General features: G+C 71.9%; 13 protein-coding genes and 1 riboswitch. Of the genes, 11 read left to right on the top strand and 2 right to left on the bottom strand.

The annotated features are described in order from the left end of the window. Positions 1–45: 45 nt before the first annotated feature. The 3 genes from ABD901_RS40610 to ABD901_RS40600 all read left to right on the top strand — a co-directional run bounded on the left by ABD901_RS40610 (position 46) and on the right by ABD901_RS40600 (position 2,041). Positions 46–561, top strand: a complete 516-nt coding sequence (locus tag ABD901_RS40610; protein WP_345135839.1) for a SigE family RNA polymerase sigma factor — start codon at positions 46–48, stop codon at positions 559–561. Then, the gene (locus ABD901_RS40605) at positions 554–1,492 is read left to right on the top strand and encodes a hypothetical protein (RefSeq protein ID WP_345135837.1); all 939 of its coding nucleotides are present in this window, start codon (positions 554–556) and stop codon (positions 1,490–1,492) included. Before ABD901_RS40610 ends, ABD901_RS40605 begins: the two co-directional genes overlap by 8 nt. Before the next feature lie 192 nt (positions 1,493–1,684). Next, entirely contained in the window at positions 1,685–2,041 is a 357-nt protein-coding gene (locus tag ABD901_RS40600) for a DUF3263 domain-containing protein (RefSeq protein ID WP_380137134.1), read from the top strand. A 105-nt stretch (positions 2,042–2,146) separates the two neighbouring features. On the opposite strand, the gene ABD901_RS40595 is transcribed toward ABD901_RS40600, so the two are convergent. Then, on the bottom strand, positions 2,147–4,477 hold the full coding sequence (locus tag ABD901_RS40595; RefSeq protein WP_425556787.1) for an AAA family ATPase: 2,331 nt from the start codon (positions 4,475–4,477) through the stop codon (positions 2,147–2,149). 20 nt (positions 4,478–4,497) lie between these two features. On the opposite strand from ABD901_RS40595, the gene ABD901_RS40590 reads away from it, so the two are divergent. Genes ABD901_RS40590 through ABD901_RS40580 form a run of 3 tightly spaced genes read left to right on the top strand, consistent with a single transcriptional unit; the run spans position 4,498 to position 8,586 of the window. Further along, the gene (locus tag ABD901_RS40590; RefSeq protein ID WP_345135832.1) at positions 4,498–7,197 is read left to right on the top strand and encodes an alpha/beta fold hydrolase; all 2,700 of its coding nucleotides are present in this window, start codon (positions 4,498–4,500) and stop codon (positions 7,195–7,197) included. Continuing rightward, positions 7,194–8,075: an ABC transporter permease gene (locus ABD901_RS40585; RefSeq protein WP_345135830.1), complete on the top strand. Its 882-nt coding sequence runs from the start codon at positions 7,194–7,196 to the stop codon at positions 8,073–8,075. Before ABD901_RS40590 ends, ABD901_RS40585 begins: the two co-directional genes overlap by 4 nt. Positions 8,076–8,118: 43 nt before the next feature. Next, a complete protein-coding gene (locus ABD901_RS40580; protein WP_345135828.1) occupies positions 8,119–8,586 on the top strand; it encodes a hypothetical protein in 468 nt (155 codons plus the stop codon). A 30-nt stretch (positions 8,587–8,616) separates the two neighbouring features. Here ABD901_RS40580 and ABD901_RS40575 read toward each other — a convergent pair whose 3' ends face one another. Then, on the bottom strand, positions 8,617–9,549 hold the full coding sequence (locus ABD901_RS40575) for a glucosyl-3-phosphoglycerate synthase (RefSeq protein ID WP_345135826.1): 933 nt from the start codon (positions 9,547–9,549) through the stop codon (positions 8,617–8,619). Positions 9,550–9,647: 98 nt separating this feature from the next. Next, a riboswitch (SAM riboswitch) is annotated at positions 9,648–9,787 on the top strand. A 12-nt stretch (positions 9,788–9,799) separates the two neighbouring features. Here ABD901_RS40575 and thrC point away from each other — a divergent pair. The 5 genes from thrC to ABD901_RS40550 form a co-directional block, all read left to right on the top strand. After that, positions 9,800–11,068 (top strand): threonine synthase, encoded by a 1,269-nt coding sequence (thrC, locus tag ABD901_RS40570; RefSeq protein ID WP_345135825.1) that lies wholly within the window; start codon positions 9,800–9,802, stop codon positions 11,066–11,068. Positions 11,069–11,385: 317 nt separating this feature from the next. Further along, on the top strand, positions 11,386–12,396 hold the full coding sequence (locus tag ABD901_RS40565) for a GNAT family N-acetyltransferase (RefSeq protein WP_345135823.1): 1,011 nt from the start codon (positions 11,386–11,388) through the stop codon (positions 12,394–12,396). Between the two features lie 88 nt (positions 12,397–12,484). Continuing rightward, on the top strand, positions 12,485–14,158 hold the full coding sequence (paaN, locus tag ABD901_RS40560; protein WP_345135821.1) for a phenylacetic acid degradation protein PaaN: 1,674 nt from the start codon (positions 12,485–12,487) through the stop codon (positions 14,156–14,158). 280 nt (positions 14,159–14,438) lie between these two features. Then, complete coding sequence (locus ABD901_RS40555; RefSeq protein ID WP_190251253.1) at positions 14,439–14,642, top strand: cold-shock protein; 204 nt, start codon at positions 14,439–14,441, stop codon at positions 14,640–14,642. A gap of 426 nt (positions 14,643–15,068) precedes the next feature. Then, a partial coding sequence (locus ABD901_RS40550; RefSeq protein ID WP_345135818.1) for a TCP-1/cpn60 chaperonin family protein occupies positions 15,069–15,660 on the top strand: 592 nt, incomplete at its 3' end.

Below are 15,660 nucleotides of genomic sequence, written 5' to 3'. Positions count from 1 at the left end.
ATTTTCGGCCCGGGCGCGCGTCAATGGGGCGGAAGGGGGCGGCTGGTGGAGTTCGAGGAGTTCCTGACCGCGCGGCTGGCGGCGCTGCTGCGCTACGCCACCGTGCTCGCGTGCGACCCGCATCTGGCCGAGGACATCGTCCAGGAGGTGCTCGCCCGGGCGCAGCCGCGCTGGGTGCGCATCCGGGCGGCCGACGCGCCCGAGGCGTACGTCAAGCGCATGATCGTCAACGAGCTCAACACCTGGCGGCGGCGCCGCGCGGCCCGGGTGGTGCCCATGTCGCTGGACGCGCTCGACGCGCTCGCCGGCGCGCAGGCCGACCCGGCCGCCGCGGTCGACGAGCGGGACGCGATGGTCCGCCGGCTGGCGGGGCTGCCGCTGCGGCAGCGGATCGTGCTCGCCCTGCGGTACTACGAGGGCCTCGACGACCACCAGATCGCCGACGCGCTCGGCTGCCGGCCGGCCACGGTGCGCAGCCACGCCGCCCGCGCCCTCGCCACGCTGCGCAAGGGGGCGCCCGAGCCGGCATCCATCGCCACCACCGGAGGACGACATGTCTGACCTTGACGACGAGCGGATCCGTGCCGCGTACGAGGCGATCGCGGCCACCGCGCCGCCGCCCGAGCGGGTGCGGGCGCGGATCCTGGCGCGGGGGCGGGCGCAGTACCAGCGCCGGGTTCTGCTCGTCGGCGCGGGTGCGCTGGGCGCGGCGGCGGCCGCCACGGCGGTCGGCGTGCCACTGCTGAGCAACCGCACCCCGACCCGGCACGTGCCGTCGCTGGTCGGCACGGACCCGCCGTGGGGCTCGGCCCCGATATCGGCCATGCCGACGGCGAGCCCGGTGCTGCGCGTGCCGCTGCGGTTCGCCCCGACCTGGCTGCCCGACGGCCTCGGCGAGCAGTTCCGGCAGGTCAAGACCGCCGGTGCCGGCGAGCCGCGGGGCTCGACGCGCAGCTGGCTGCCGGTCGGCACGCCGTATCCGGAGGACCACACCGGCCCGGCCGGCGTGAGCCTGGCCGTCGACGAGCGCATCGACGACAACTCCGGCGAGCCGGTGATGATCGGCTCGGTCGAGGGCCGGCTGCGGGTGAGCGACTCCGCGTCCGTCGAGTGGCAGCCGCCGGGCGGCCCGTCGATGATCGTCATGGTGTACCAGCTGCCGAACCAGGTCGACGTCGCGCTGCGCGTCGCCCGCTCGGTCGCCGCGACCACGGCGGCGCTGACGGTCACCATGCGATCGCCCTGGGTGCCCGACCGCTTCGCCGGGTACACGGTGGCGACCGTCCACCCGACCTCCGACGGCTGGTACGAGGCACTGACCTACGCCTCGACGGACCTGCACAACAGCTGCATGGTCAGCGTGGAATCCAGCGGCCGCCCGCGCGCGGCGGCCGGCGGCGGCCGTCAGCCGCTCACCGTCGAGGAGGCGGCCCGCATGACCGCCGAGCTGCTCTACGGCCCGCCCGACCTGTCTTGGGTCGGCGGCCGCTAGCCCGCCGGCGCCGAGCACAGCCTCTGCTCGTGCTCGGCGCCCGCCGTCGTCCCGAGCCGCGGCGGGCCTTCCGCACCGCCGGTCACCTGCGGCGCATGGTGCCGGGCCGGGACGGCGGGCGCCGCAGGACCCGGTGCTGTGACCCGGGTGAGCGGCTAGGGTTATGAGGCTGCCCCCGACCAGCCAGGAGCGATGATGAAGCGCGACGACCTCGCCGCCGCCCGCATCCCGGCGCAGCGGTCCCCGGAGGACATCGACGACTTCGTCGACAGCGACACCGACGACGAGCCCCAAGCGTCCGATGTCGCCGTCGCCGAGGAGCCGGCGGAGCTCGACGAGCGCAGCAAGCAGATCCTGGCGTTCGAGCGGCAGTGGTGGCGGCAGGCGGGCGCCAAGGAGCAGGCGATCCGCGACACGTTCGCGCTCGGCGCCACGCGCTATTACCAGCTGCTCAACGCGCTGCTGGACAACCCGCTGGCGCTGGCGCACGACCCGGTGGTGGTCCAGCGCCTGCGCCGGCTGCGCGCCTCCCGCGCCCGACGCCGCTAGTGCGCGCCGCCGTCCGCCTGCTCGTCGGGCCGTTCCGCGGGCTGTTCCGGGCGGGGCGCGGGCCGCGTCGCTGACCGCCGGCCCGGTGACGGCCGACTACGCCAATCACCGAACCTTCTGCTGCTCCGAGTAGTTCGCCAGCCACTCCACCTGCGTCGGGTCCAGCGACGGGCGGACGCGCTCGCGGGCCAGCGCCACATGCTCCGCGGTGACCTCGGTGGCGTCCAGCGACTCGCGCATGGCGGCCAGGGCCGACTCGCGCACCAGCGCGGCGCAGTCGGCGGCCGAGAACCGCTCCAGCGAGGCGGCCAGCGCCGGCAGGTCGACGTCGGCGGCCAGCGGCACCGACTTCGACGCCGCGCGCAGGATCTCCGCCCGCGCGTCGGCGTCCGGCGGCGGCACGAACACGAGCCGCTCGAGCCGGCCGGGGCGCAGCAGGGCCGGGTCGACCAGGTCGGGCCGGTTGGTGGCGCCGATGACGACGACGTTGCGCAGCGACTCGACGCCGTCGAGCTCGGTGAGCAGGGCGGCCACCACCCGGTCGGTGGTGCCGCCGTCCGTGGCCTGGCCGCGGGTCGGCGCGAGCGCGTCGACCTCGTCGAGGAAGACGAGCGTCGGCGCCGCTTCGCGGGCCCGGCGGAACAGCTCGCGCACGGCCCGCTCCGACTCGCCGACCCACTTCGACAGCAGCTCCGCGCCCTTGACCGAGAGCACGTTGGCCTTGCCGGTGCCCGCGATCGCCTTGACGAGGTAGGTCTTGCCGCAGCCGGGCGGGCCGTAGAGCAGCACGCCCCGCGGTGGCTCGATGCCCAGGCGGGAGAAGGCGTCGGGGTACGACAGCGGCCACAGGACCGACTCGGTGAGCGTCTGCTTGACCTCGGCCATGTCGCCGACGTCGTCGAGGGTGACCTTGGCCAGCTCGAGCGAGCTCTCCGCCATCGAGGTCGGCCGGACCACCTCGAGCGCGGCCTCGAAGTCGGCCATGAGCACCTGCGGTGCCTCGCCCTCGCGGCGGTGGCGCAGCGCCGCGCGGACCCCGGCCTCGCGGGCGAGCGCGGCGAGGTCGGCGGCGACGAAGCCGGGCGTGCGGCCGGCGACCTCGTCGAGGCGTACGTCCTCGGACAGCGGCATGCCGCGGGTGAGCACGGTGAGCTGCTCGCGGCGCAGTGCCGCGTCGGGCAGCGGCAGGGAGATCTCGTGCGCGAGCAACTCGGGGGAGTGCAGCGCCGGGTCGACCGACTCGGGGCGGCTCGTGGTGCACACCACCGCCTCGCCCTCGCGGATCAGCTCGGCCAGCAGCTGGCGGAACACCGTGGACAGCGGGCCCGGCTGGTCGCGCGGCGCGAGCGCGTCGACGTCGGAGATGAGCAGGATGGCCGGGCCGGGCGCGCGCATCTCGTCGGCGGCCTTGCGCAGCCGGGCCGCGGCGTCGTTGTTGGTCAGCGCGGCGATCTCCGGCGCCCACAGCGGCACCACCTGCGCCTCGACCTCGCCGGCGACCGCGTGCACGAGGGCGGACTTGCCCGAGCCGGCCGGGCCGGTGACGAGCACGCCGAGCGACACGGTGGTGCCGAGCTTGCTGAGCACCTCGGCGTGGTGGAAGCCGAGGTCCAGCAGCTCGATCAGCTGCTCTGCCTGTGCGCGCAGGCCCGGCAGGTCGTCCAGGGTCGGCGGCGGCACCGCGGGCGCGCTCGCCGCCGCACCGGGCCGGGAGACCGGCGGCACCGCGGCCGGCACGGACGATGCGGTGGCCATGACGCTGCCCGGCGCGTGCGTCGCCTGGCCGTGCTGCCAGCCGACGGTGGTGTCCATCGTCACCAGCGCGCCCGGGTCCGGGTCGGCGGCCACGACGCTGAGCAGGGCACTGGTCCAGGCGTAGCCGACGGTGTTGGACAGGCTGCGCCGGGCCGCCTCGACCAGGCCGCGGTCGACCATGTGTACCGCCGGAGCGGAGACCGACAGGGTGCCCAGCGACACGTCCTGCGGCAGCAGCGAGACGTTGTCGCCGACCGTGACGACCTTGCCCAGCAGCGCCAGGCGCAGCATCTCCGGCGACACGACCGCCATGATCTCGGCCGGGCCGGACAGCGTGACGGTCTGCGCGGCGACCAGCGGCGCCGCGGCCACGGTCACCTGGCCGCCGTCGCGTAGCCCCAGGTTGCCCAGCAGCAGGTCGTCGGCGTAGAGCAGGGCACGGCTGGCCCCCGGCTCCGCCACCGCCACGATACCCGCGGACGTGCGCCGGCCGGTGAGCGTGATCGGGTCGCCGGGGCGCAGGGCGAGCGCCGTGAGCACCTCCGGATGCAGGCGCACGACGCCGCGGCGGGCGTCGAGCGCGGCGGGGCGCAGGCTGGCAGTGAGCGTCAAGGTCGCCGACACGCAGTCGAGCGTAGCCGTTGCTGTGAAGGGCCTGAGTGGTTCGGCCTTCCGCCACATCGTGTGCGTACGGTTGGCCAATGCGACTTCGCCTGCCGAGCCTCAGCCGGCGCCAGATGATCTCCGGTGCCGTCGTGGTCGTGCTCGTCGCGGGGCTGGTCGGCTGGGCGGCGGCGCCCAAGCCGAAGAGCTTCCGCACCCTCGACCAGCTGGTCACGGTGCACACCGGACCGGACGACTCGGCCGCGGTCACCCTCGACACCACGCTCTACCTGCCCAAGTCCGCCGGCGCCGGGCACCCGGTGCCGGCGATCCTGCTGGCGCACGGCTTCGGCGGCACGAAGCAGAGCGTCCGCAGCGACGCCGAGCTCTTCGCCGAGCAGGGCTACGCCGTGCTCGCCTGGACCGCGCAGGGCTTCGGCCGCTCGACCGGCGAGATCCACGTCGACAGCCCCGACTGGGAGGTCAAGGACGCGCAGCGGCTCGTCGACTGGCTCGCGGCCCGCGACGACATCCGCAAGGACGGGGCCGACCCGCGGGTGGCCGCGGTCGGCGGCTCCTACGGCGGCGCGTTGTCGCTGCTGCTGGCCGCGCAGGACCCGCGCATCGACGCGATCGTGCCGATGATCACGTGGAACGATCTCGTCAACGTCTTCCTGCCGGGTGGCGTGTTCAAGAAGCAGTGGGCCGGGCAGTTCTTCGGCGCCTCCGACAACCCGGACAATCCGCAGTGCGGGCGGTTCGCCGCCGACATCTGCCGGGTGTACCTCAACATCGCCACCACCGGCAAGGCCACCCCCGCCGCCGAGGCGCTGCTGCGCAAGTCCTCGCCGTCACAGGTGCTCGACAAGATCAAGGCGCCGACGCTGCTGATCCAGGGCCAGGTCGACACGCTGTTCCCGCTGAGCGAGGGCGACGCCAACGCCCGCGGCATCGCCGCCAATGGCACCCCGGTGCGGGTCGCCTGGTTCACCGGCGGGCACGACGGCGGCACCGGGCCGCAGTCGGAGGTCGACCGGCTGCGGCTGCTCACCGGCCAGTGGCTCGACCACTACCTCAAGGGCAACGGCAAGGCGCCCGAGAACAGCTTCACCTACTCGCGCGTGTCCGGCCTCAACGCGCAGGGCCGCGGCCTGGTCACGGCCGCCTCCAAGACGGATACCTACCCGGGCCTGCGCGGCGACGGCACCTCGGTGGACCTGCGCGGGCCGGCCCAGCAGATCGCCAACCCGCCGGACGGCAACCCGGCGGCGATCTCCTCGCTGCCGATCGCGGGCCTGTCGAGCCTGCTCGGCGCCTCCGGCGCGGACGTGTCGCAGGAGATACCGGGCCAGCACGCCGACTTCTACTCCGCGCCGCTGCCCGCCTCGGTCGACGCCACCGGCGCGCCCGTCGTGCGCCTGCGCGCCGCGTCGCCGACCGGCGAGGCCACGCTGTTCGTCAAGCTCTACGACGTCCCGGCCAAGGGTGCGCCGTCGATCCCCGACGGGCTGATCGCCCCGCTGCACCTGACCGGGCTGCCGAAGGACATCGCCGACGCCCACCCGATCACCGTCACGCTGCCCGCCGTCGTGCACCGTTTCGAGGCTGGCAGCCGGGTGCGGGTCACGATCGCCACGGCGGACACCGCCTACTGGTCGCCGGCGGAGCCCGAGGTGTACAGCGTGGCCGTCGACGGCGCGATCACGCTGCCGGCCGTGGCCGGCACGCCGATCGCCAACCCGGACGTGATCTGGCGCTACGTGCTGGCCGGCCTCGTCGCCGCGATCGCGCTCGCGCTGCTCGTCGTGCTGCTGATCGCCCGGCGCCGCTCCCGGCGCATCGACCGCAGCATCGACGCCGACCTCGTCGACACGCCGCTGGTGGTGCGAGGGCTGCGCAAGGAGTACAAGAACTTCGTCGCGGTGTCGAAGGTGGACTTCACCGTCAACCGCGGCCAGGTGGTCGGCCTGCTGGGCCCCAACGGCGCCGGCAAGACGACGTCGCTGCGCGTGCTCATGGGCCTCACCCGGCCGACGTCGGGGGAGATCCTCGTCTTCGGGCACCGGCTGCTGCCCGGTTCGCCGGTGCTGTCGCGGGTCGGTGCGCTGGTGGAGGGGCCCGGCTTCCTGCCGCACCTCACCGGCGCGCAGAACCTCGAGCTGTACTGGCGGGCCACGGGCCGGCCGGAGGCGGACGCGCACTTCGAGGAGGCCTACGACATCGCCGGCCTCGGCTCGGCCGTGCACCGCCGGGTGAGCACCTACAGCCACGGCATGAAGCAGCGCCTCGCCATCGCGCAGGCCATGCTCGGCCTGCCGGAGCTGCTGGTGCTCGACGAGCCGACGGACGGGCTCGACCCGCCGCAGATCGCCGAGATGCGCAAGGTGCTGCGCCGCTACGCGACCGGCGGGCGGGCCGTGCTGGTCTCCAGCCACCTGCTGGCCGAGGTCGAGCAGACCTGCACCGATGTCGTGGTCATGCACCGCGGCGAGGTGGTGGCCGCAGGGCCGGTCGCGGACATCGTCGGCGACTCGCCGACGGTGCAGCTGGACGTCTCCGACGTCGCCGAGGCCGAGAAGGTGCTGCGGGATCTCGTCGGCGTGAGCTCGGTCGCCGCGGCGGACGGCCACCAGAGCAGTCTGGTCGTCAACGTCGACGGCACGCCGCGCGCCGAGGTGGTGGCGGCGCTCGTGCGCGCCGGGGTCGGTATCGACCGGGTCATGCCGCGCCGGCGGCTGGAGGACGCGTTCCTGTCGCTCGTCGGCGGGGACACCAAGGCGAGCGGAGAGCGGCCGTGACGACGACTACTACCGAAGTGATCGGGGGAGCGGTCGGGTACCGGCCCGGGGCGACCCTGTCGCTGTGGACGGAGATCCGCCGGCAGGCATCGCGCCGGCGCACGCAGCTGGCGCTGGGCTTCATGGTGCTGCTGCCGCTGATCATCCTCGTGGCCTTCCAGCTGGACAGCAACAGCAACGACGGTGGCGGCGGCCAGAACGGGGAGTTCTCCCGGCTGTCGGACCTGGCCACGTCCGGCGGGCCGAACTTCACCCTGTTCACCCTGCTGGTCTCGGCGGGCTTCCTGCTCGTCGTGGTCGTCGCGCTGTTCTGCGGCGACACCATCGCCAGCGAGGCGAGCTGGGGCAGCCTGCGCTACCTGTTGGCGATGCCGGTGCCGCGGGCCCGCCTGCTGGGCATCAAGCTGGCGGTCTCGCTGCTGTACAGCCTGCTGGCGATCCTCACGCTGGTGGTCACCGCGCTGGTGGCCGGGACGCTGCGCTACGGCTGGGCGCCGCTGAGCGCACCGATCGGCGGTGAGATCCCGGCCGGCACCAGCCTGGTGCGGCTGATGGAGATCGTGGCGTACCTCTGCGTGTCCCTGCTGGTCGTCGCCTCGCTCGCGTTCCTGCTGTCGGTGTCGACGGACGCGCCGCTGGGCGCCGTCGGCGGCGCGGTGCTGCTGCAGATCCTGTCGAACATCCTCGACCAGATCACCGCGCTGGGAAACCTGCGCAACGTGCTGCCGACGCACTACGCCGACGCCTGGCTGGGCCTGCTGTCCAGCCCGATGCAGACCGGCGACCTGGTCAAGGGCTGCGTGGCGGCGCTGGCGTACGCCACCGTGTTCTTCTCCCTTGCCTGGTGGCGTTTCCTGCGCAAGGACGTGGTCAGCTGACCGCCATTGGACGGGCCGCTACCGACCGGTAGGGTGCCCGTCCATGCGGATCTCCGCCCTCGGTGGCGCGTGCGTGTTGGTCGCGGGGCTCGCCGCCCTGGCGGCGGGCCTCTACTACGACCAGGCGCACCTCGTGCAGTGGACCCACTTCGCGCAGAGTTCCAACGTGACGCAGGGCCCGACCGAGGTGGAGACCGCCCGGATCTTCACGCTGCTGGGCGCGGTCGCGAGCGGATTCGCCGCCGCGATCGCGCTCGGCAGCACCGTCCTGGCCCGCCTGGGCGGGCGCACCGGCCAGTGGGTCCTGCGCCTGATCGCGGTCCTGCTGCTCGTCGTGATGCTGCTGATCTCCGTCGCGGTGATCGTGGGCTCGTTCACCGGCGAGGCCCCGGTCGCGATCATCGAGACCCCCTGGTGGCTGCTCACCGCCGAGTGGGCGGCCGTGGTCGTCGCCGTGCTGGGCGCCGGCACCACCACCGCGCAGCTGTGGCGGTTCGTCCCCGAGTCGTGAAGGTCCGGTGCGCGGGGCTCGTCCGGCTGCTCAGGCGGCCGGGTCCGGCCCGGAGTAGCCGGGCATCGTGAGCATCGGCGGGCGGTCGGGGTGCGAAACGGCCGTCACCCGCGGTACCACTGCGGAATCGTGCCGCTCGAACTGCGTCAGCGTCGGCCAGAGCGCGTGGCCGGGTGAGACGCGGGCGTTGATCGTGTGCACGATCGTCGCGGCCATCCGGCCCAGTGCCGCCGTGTCCTGATGGCCGTGCGTGCGCTGGCCCAGGTCGACCTGCGCGACCGCGTCCAGCCCGTGCGCGCGGAACGTGTCGATGAGCAGGCCGGTCTCCACGCCGTAGCCGGCCGCGAACGGCAGCGACTCGAGCAGCGTGCGGCGGGCCGCGTACTCACCGGCCAGCGGCTGCACCACGCCCGCGAGCTGCGGGAAGTGGGCGTTGAGCAGCGGGCGGGCGGCCAGCTCCGTGACCCGGCCGCCGCCGGCGGCGGAGACGTCCAGCAGCGGGCGGTCGTAGAAGGCCTTGACCATGAGCGTGGCCGGGTCGGCGAAGAGCGGGCCGAGCAGGCCGGTCACGAAGTGCGGGCGGAAGTCGGTGAGGTCGGCGTCGACGTACACCAGGATGTCGCCCTTGGTGATCGCGAGCGCCTTCCACAGCACCTCGCCCTTGCCCGGCCGGGAGCCCGCGCCCGGCAGGATGTCGTCGCGGTGGTGCACGGTGGCGCCGGCCGCCGCGGCGACCTCCGCGGTGCGGTCGACCGAGCCGGAGTCGACGACGATGAGCTCGTCGACGAGCGGGCCGAGGGTGCGCACGCCGGTGACGATCTCGCCCACCGTCGGCTCCTCGTCGAGCGCCGGCAGGACCACGCTCACCCGCGTGTCGCCCTTGGCCTCGAGCAACTCCTCGGCGGGCCAGTCCGGCCAGCGGGACGTGCGCCGTGCGAACCACTCGGCCGCGATCGGGTGCATGGGTGAAACGCTAGCCGCGTCCAGGTCGTGAGATGACTCATACCCGGCCGCGGGTGGCGCCCCTTACACTCAACAGAAGCGCACAACCACAACTGAATACCTCATCCAGAGGGGCAGAGGGACACGGCCCGATGAAGCCCCGGCAACCCCTGCGAGAGCGTCTCGAAGACGAGGCCCGCCCGCGGTAGGTGCCAAATCCGTCCCGGCGCACGCCCGTGTGCCTTGGGAAAGATGAGAGGAAGGCCTCGCCATGACCTCGACGCTCGGTGTCTTCACCGACTCGCCCGCTCGCAACCTCGTCTGCCGCGGCTGCGGTGCCACCTTTCCGCTCGCGGCGCAGCACGCCTGTTACGAGTGTTTCGGCCCGCTCGAGGTCGGCTACGACGCCGAGGCGCTGGCGCGGGTGACCCGGCAGCAGATCGAGGCCGGTCCGCAGAACATCTGGCGGTATGCGCCGCTGCTGCCCGTCGGCGTCGACCCGGCCACCCGCGTCACCCTGGACCCGGGGCTGACCCCGCTGGTGAAGGCCGACGGTCTGGGCAAGGAGCTCGGGTTCACCGCGCCGCTGTACGTCAAGGACGACTCGGCCAACCCGACGCACTCGTTCAAGGACCGGGTCGTCTCCGTGGCGCTGACCGCGGCCAAGGCACTGGGCTTCACGCGGTACTCCTGCGCCTCCACCGGCAACCTCGCCAACTCCGTCGCCGCGCACGCGGCCCGCGCCGGCGTCCCGTCGACCGTGTTCATCCCGGCCGACCTGGAGCCCGGCAAGGTCGTCATGACGGCGGTGTACGGCGGCGAGGTCGTGGCCATCGAGGGCTCCTACGACGAGGTCAACCGGCTGTGCTCCGAGCTCACCGAGACCGACGAGTTCGAGGACACCGCGTTCGTCAACGTCAACGTCCGGCCGTTCTACGCCGAGGGCTCCAAGACGCTCGGGTACGAGGTCGCCGAGCAGCTCGGCTGGCGCATCCCGGCTCAGGTGGTCATCCCGATGGCCAGCGGCGAGCTGCTGACCAAGATCGACAAGGCGTTCGTGGAGCTGGTCGAGATCGGCCTGGTGCCGCCGAGCGAGTGGAAGGTCTTCGGCGCCCAGTCCGCGGGCTGCAACCCGATCGCGAAGGCGCTGCACGACGGCACCGACGAGATCACCCCCGTCAAGCCGACCGGCATCGCGAAGTCGCTGAACATCGGCGACCCGGCCGCGGGTGTCTACGCGCTCGAGTCGGTGCGGCGCACCGGCGGCTGGATGGAGTACGTGGACGACGACGAGATCCGCGCCGGCATCCAGCTGCTGGCCCGCACCGCCGGCGTGTTCGCCGAGACGGCCGGCGGGGTCACCACCGCCGTGCTCAAGAAGCTCGTCGAGTCCGGCAAGCTCGACCCCAACGCCGAGACGGTCATCTTCAACACCGGCGACGGCCTCAAAACCCTCGATGCGGTCGCCGAACTAGTCGGTCCGACGCACCGTGTCAAGCCCTCGTTGAAGTCTGCTCGCGAGGCCGGCCTGCTCGGATGATTTTTTTGAGTCCGATCATTACCGAGCGTTCAGATTGAGAGAGCGCTTCCAGACTTGGGCGAGGAACGGATCGTCCGATTGGTGGAGATGATCGCCACTGAGCGTGATCGCCGGGCCGCCGTGCGCTGTGTGACGGACTTGACGACCAAGTTCCCGGGGTTCAGGATGCTCCGTGCGGGAGGACGTGTCGCCGCGAGGCCAGGACCCTGGTTCAGGCCCGCGACCACAACACCGGAGGTGTTGGCGAGCGTCCTCTCGACCAATTTCCGGGTTAAATGCATTGCTGGCTGACGGGTGGCCGGGCCACGCTGGCGGACATGGCCCTACCCACGCTCGCGATCGCCGAGGTGCGCGCCGATGACCCGGCAGCGATCGACGCCGCGTACGACGTCGTCGAGGCGTCGCAGCACGCCGACGTGCCCGACCTGCCGCCCGAATGCCGCTACCACCACCGGATGACGTTCGCGGTGCCGCCGCCGGCCCTGCGGCGGCACGTGTACCTCGCGCTGGACGGCGACACACCGGCCGGCTCACTCCAGCTCGACCTGCCCCGGCTGGACAACCTGGACAAGGCGTTCATGGAGGTCAGCGTCGCGCCCGGGTACCGGCGCCGGGGCGTCGGCCGGGCGCTGGTCCGCCACGCCGCCGCCGTGGCCCGCGACGCGGGCCGCACCGGCGTCCTCGGCTTCAGCGCGGCGCTGCCCGCACCGACCGGCTTCGCCGCCTCGTTCGGCCTGACCGACGGCCTCGTCGACGCCCGGCGGCGGTTGCTCGTCGCCGACGTCGACGAGGGCGAGCTGGACCGGCTCTACGCCGACGGCCTGGAGCGCGCGGCCGGCTACCGGATGCTGCAGTGGGGCAACGAGCTGCCGGAGGAGCACATCGACGACATCGCGGCGCTGGACAGCTCGTTCGTCGCCGAGTCGCCGATGGGCGACCTGGAGTTCGAGCCGGAGAAGGTCGACGCCGAGCGCCTGCGGCGGCAGTACGCGGCGCTCACGGCGTGGGGCGTTCGGCGGTACGAGACCGGCCTGGTGCACGAGGAGTCCGGGCGGCTCGTCGCGTGGACCGCGATGCGGGTGACGAAGACCGTGGGCTGGCACGCCTGGCAGATGATCACCCTGGTACACCCCGAGCACCGCGGCCACCGGCTGGGCGTCGTGGCCAAGGTGGCCAACCTGCGGGCGCTGCTGGCCGCCGAGCCCGCGGTGACGACCATCGACACCTTCAACGCGGCGTCGAACTCGTTCATGATCGCGATCAACGAGGCGATGGGCTTCCGGCTGCGCGAGCTGTGGTCCAACTGGCAGGGCCCGCTCCCGGCGTAGCTCGCCCGTCCGGGGTAACCGGGGTTGCCCGGCCGCGGGAACTCGTCAGATCGGCGGCGGGCCCGCCCGGCGGTGGCAGGATGGCGCCATGGAGAACTCACACCCCATGTTCACCAGCCACGCCGACACGCTGGAGCGGGCGCTGACCGCGATCGCCGAGCGTGCGTACTGGTCCAACTACCCGGAGTCACCGAGCCCGCGCATCTACGGCGAGCACGCCGCGGCCGAGGGCGAGGCCGCCTTCCGCGCCTACCTGGGCGCCGACTTCCCACTCAAGGAGCAGCCCGGCATCACCGACTGGGTCGCCACCGAGAGCTCGCCCTTCGGGATCGGGCTCGACGTGCGGTACCCTCATCTGGATCTTGATCTTGCTCTGCCCGCCCTCGCCGAGGGCATGGCCACGTGGCGTGCGGCCGGACCGCAGGCCCGCGCCGGCGTGTGCCTGGAGATCCTCGCGCGCCTGCACCGGGCCTCGTTCGAACTCGCCAACGCCGTGCACGCGACCACCGGCCAGGCGTTCGTGATGGCGTTCCAGGCCGGCGCGCCGCACGCGTTCGACCGCGCGCTCGAGGCGGTCGCCTACGCCTACCGCGAGATGACCCGCACCCCGGCGACGGCGGACTGGGAGAAGCCGGCCGGCAAGGGCCAGACGCTGCACATGTCCAAGACCTTCCACGTGGTACCGCGGGGCGTCGCCCTGGTCGTCGGCTGCAACACGTTCCCGACCTGGAACTCCTACCCCGGCTTCTTCGCGTCCCTGGTGACGGGCAACGCCGTGATCGTCAAGCCGCACCCGCGCGCGGTCCTGCCGCTGGCGATCACCGTGAAGATCGCCCGCGAGACGCTCGCCGACGCCGGCTTCGACCCCAACCTCGTGCTGCTGGCCGCCGAGGCGCCCGGCGAGGGGCTGGCCAAGACGCTCGCGCTGCGCCCCGAGGTGCGCATCATCGACTTCACCGGCTCGACCGAGTTCGGCGACTGGCTGGAGGCCAACGCCCGGCAGGCCGTCGTGTACACCGAGAAGGCCGGCGTCAACACCGTCGTGGTCGACTCCACCGACGACTTTGCCGGAATGTGCCGCAACATCGGATTCTCACTGGTGCTGTACTCCGGGCAAATGTGCACGACTCCGCAGAACATTCTCGTCCCGGCCGGCGGCATCGCCACCAACGAGGGCCACAAGAGCCTCGACCAGGTCGCACAGGGCATCGCGGACGCCGTCGGGCGGCTCACGGCCGACGCAGCAAAGGGCGTCGAACTCACCGGCGCCATCGTCAACGACGGCGTGTTGGAACGGCTCCGGAAAGCGGCCGGAGTTGGCGAGCCGGTGCTCGAATCCTCAGACGTTTCTCATCCCGCATATGCCGGCGCTACGGTGCGTACTCCACTCATCCGCAAACTCGGCGCGGCCGACGAGCAGACCTATGGCACGGAGTGGTTCGGCCCCATTTCCTTCGTTGTTGGAACCGATTCCACGCCGGGGAGTTTGCGGATCTTCGCCGACACCGTCGGCAAGAAGGGTGCATTGACCGCTTCGGTGTATTCGACTTCGCCGGACGTCCTCGACGCGATGGAAGAGGCCGCGCTGCTTGCCGGTGTGCATTTGTCAGTCAACCTTACCGGCGGCGTCTTCGTGAACCAGTCGGCGGCGTTTTCCGACTTCCACGCCAGTGGCGCCAATCCGGCGGCCAATGCGGCGCTGACCGACGGTGCTTACGTCGCGGGCCGCTTCCGGGTCGTGCAGTCGCGCCGTCACGTGTAGCTCGAGGAGGTTACTAACACGTAGTCGCCGGGCGATGTTTGACTCTGCAAGGAAAAGTGCGGAGAAGGCATGCTCGGCGACCTTTTCGAACTGCTTGATTCGTGACCTTGCTGTCCGATTTGGGCCTGTCGTGGCTCGGGTTACCTCGTGTACCGTGCGGTTCGGTCATCGTTCCTACGCCTGCACCACCCCCGGAGCCGGCGGCCATGATCGACGGCCCGGTGCTGGTCCCCACAACCAGCCGAGTGAAGCAGCAGGACCGAAGTAGAGGAAGTGCACCGTGGCACAGGGCACCGTCAAGTGGTTCAACAGCGAGAAGGGCTATGGCTTCATCGCGGTCGACGGGGGGCAGGACGTGTTCGTCCACTTCTCCGCGATTCAGATGGACGGCTACAAGTCGCTGGAAGACGGACAGCGCGTCGAGTTCGAGATCGCGCAGGGTCAGAAGGGGCCGCAGGCCGAAGGGGTTCGCTTGCTTGCCTGACCCGAACGTCGTTTCTCCACCCCCGCCGGGGCACCGTCCTCATTGATGAGGAACGGTGCCCTGCGTCGTTTTACGCGGCATTTGCGGGGCACTTTTTCGCTTTGGGTCGTTTTGCGGCGATGTCCCGGTAGCGTTGATCATGGTGGTGAGGTGCTGGTTGCCACCTCGCCTGTCACCCCGGCTTTGCTTGCACTCGACCAGCCAGAGTGCTAAACAAGGACTTGGCACTCGCAACAGGTGAGTGCCAATGGTCGGGGCGGTGCAGTCCTCCCGGTGGGCAACCACCGCGAGGCTGGTCGTCGCGGGCTCATCCGGCCCGACCGCCCGGGGATCCCGCTGGGTCCTCGAAGGTGCGAAAGCAGGCGGTGAGCCGCAGGCCCCACGTGGGTCGAGGCGAATCGTGAGTGTCCAGGAGGACAACGCCGAATGGCCAAGATTATCGCGTTCGACGAAGAGGCGCGCCGGGGTCTCGAGCGGGGCATGAACACCCTCGCCGACGCCGTCAAGGTGACGCTGGGCCCCAAGGGCCGCAACGTCGTCCTCGAGAAGAAGTGGGGCGCGCCCACCATCACCAACGATGGTGTGAGCATCGCCAAGGAGATCGAGCTCGAGGACCCGTACGAGAAGATCGGCGCCGAGCTGGTCAAGGAAGTTGCCAAGAAGACCGACGACGTCGCCGGTGACGGCACGACGACGGCGACCGTGCTGGCGCAGGCGCTGGTCCGCGAGGGCCTGCGCAACGTTGCCGCCGGTGCCAACCCGATGGCCCTGAAGCGCGGCATCGAGGCGGCGGTCTCCTCCGTCGCCGACGAGCTGGCCAACCTGGCCAAGGACGTGGAGACCAAGGAGCAGATCGCCTCCACCGCCTCCATCTCCGCGGGCGACTCCACGGTCGGCGAGATCATCGCCGAGGCCATGGACAAGGTCGGCAAGGAAGGCGTCATCACCGTCGAGGAGAGCAACACCTTCGGCCTCGAGCTCGAGCTCACCGAGGGCATGCGCTTCGACAAGGGCTACA

The organism is Dactylosporangium darangshiense (assembly GCF_039537565.1).
Lineage (GTDB): Bacteria > Actinomycetota > Actinomycetes > Mycobacteriales > Micromonosporaceae > Dactylosporangium > Dactylosporangium darangshiense.
The sequence above is the reverse complement of the archived record's forward strand: the minus strand, read 5'-3'. Positions and strand labels throughout refer to the sequence as shown.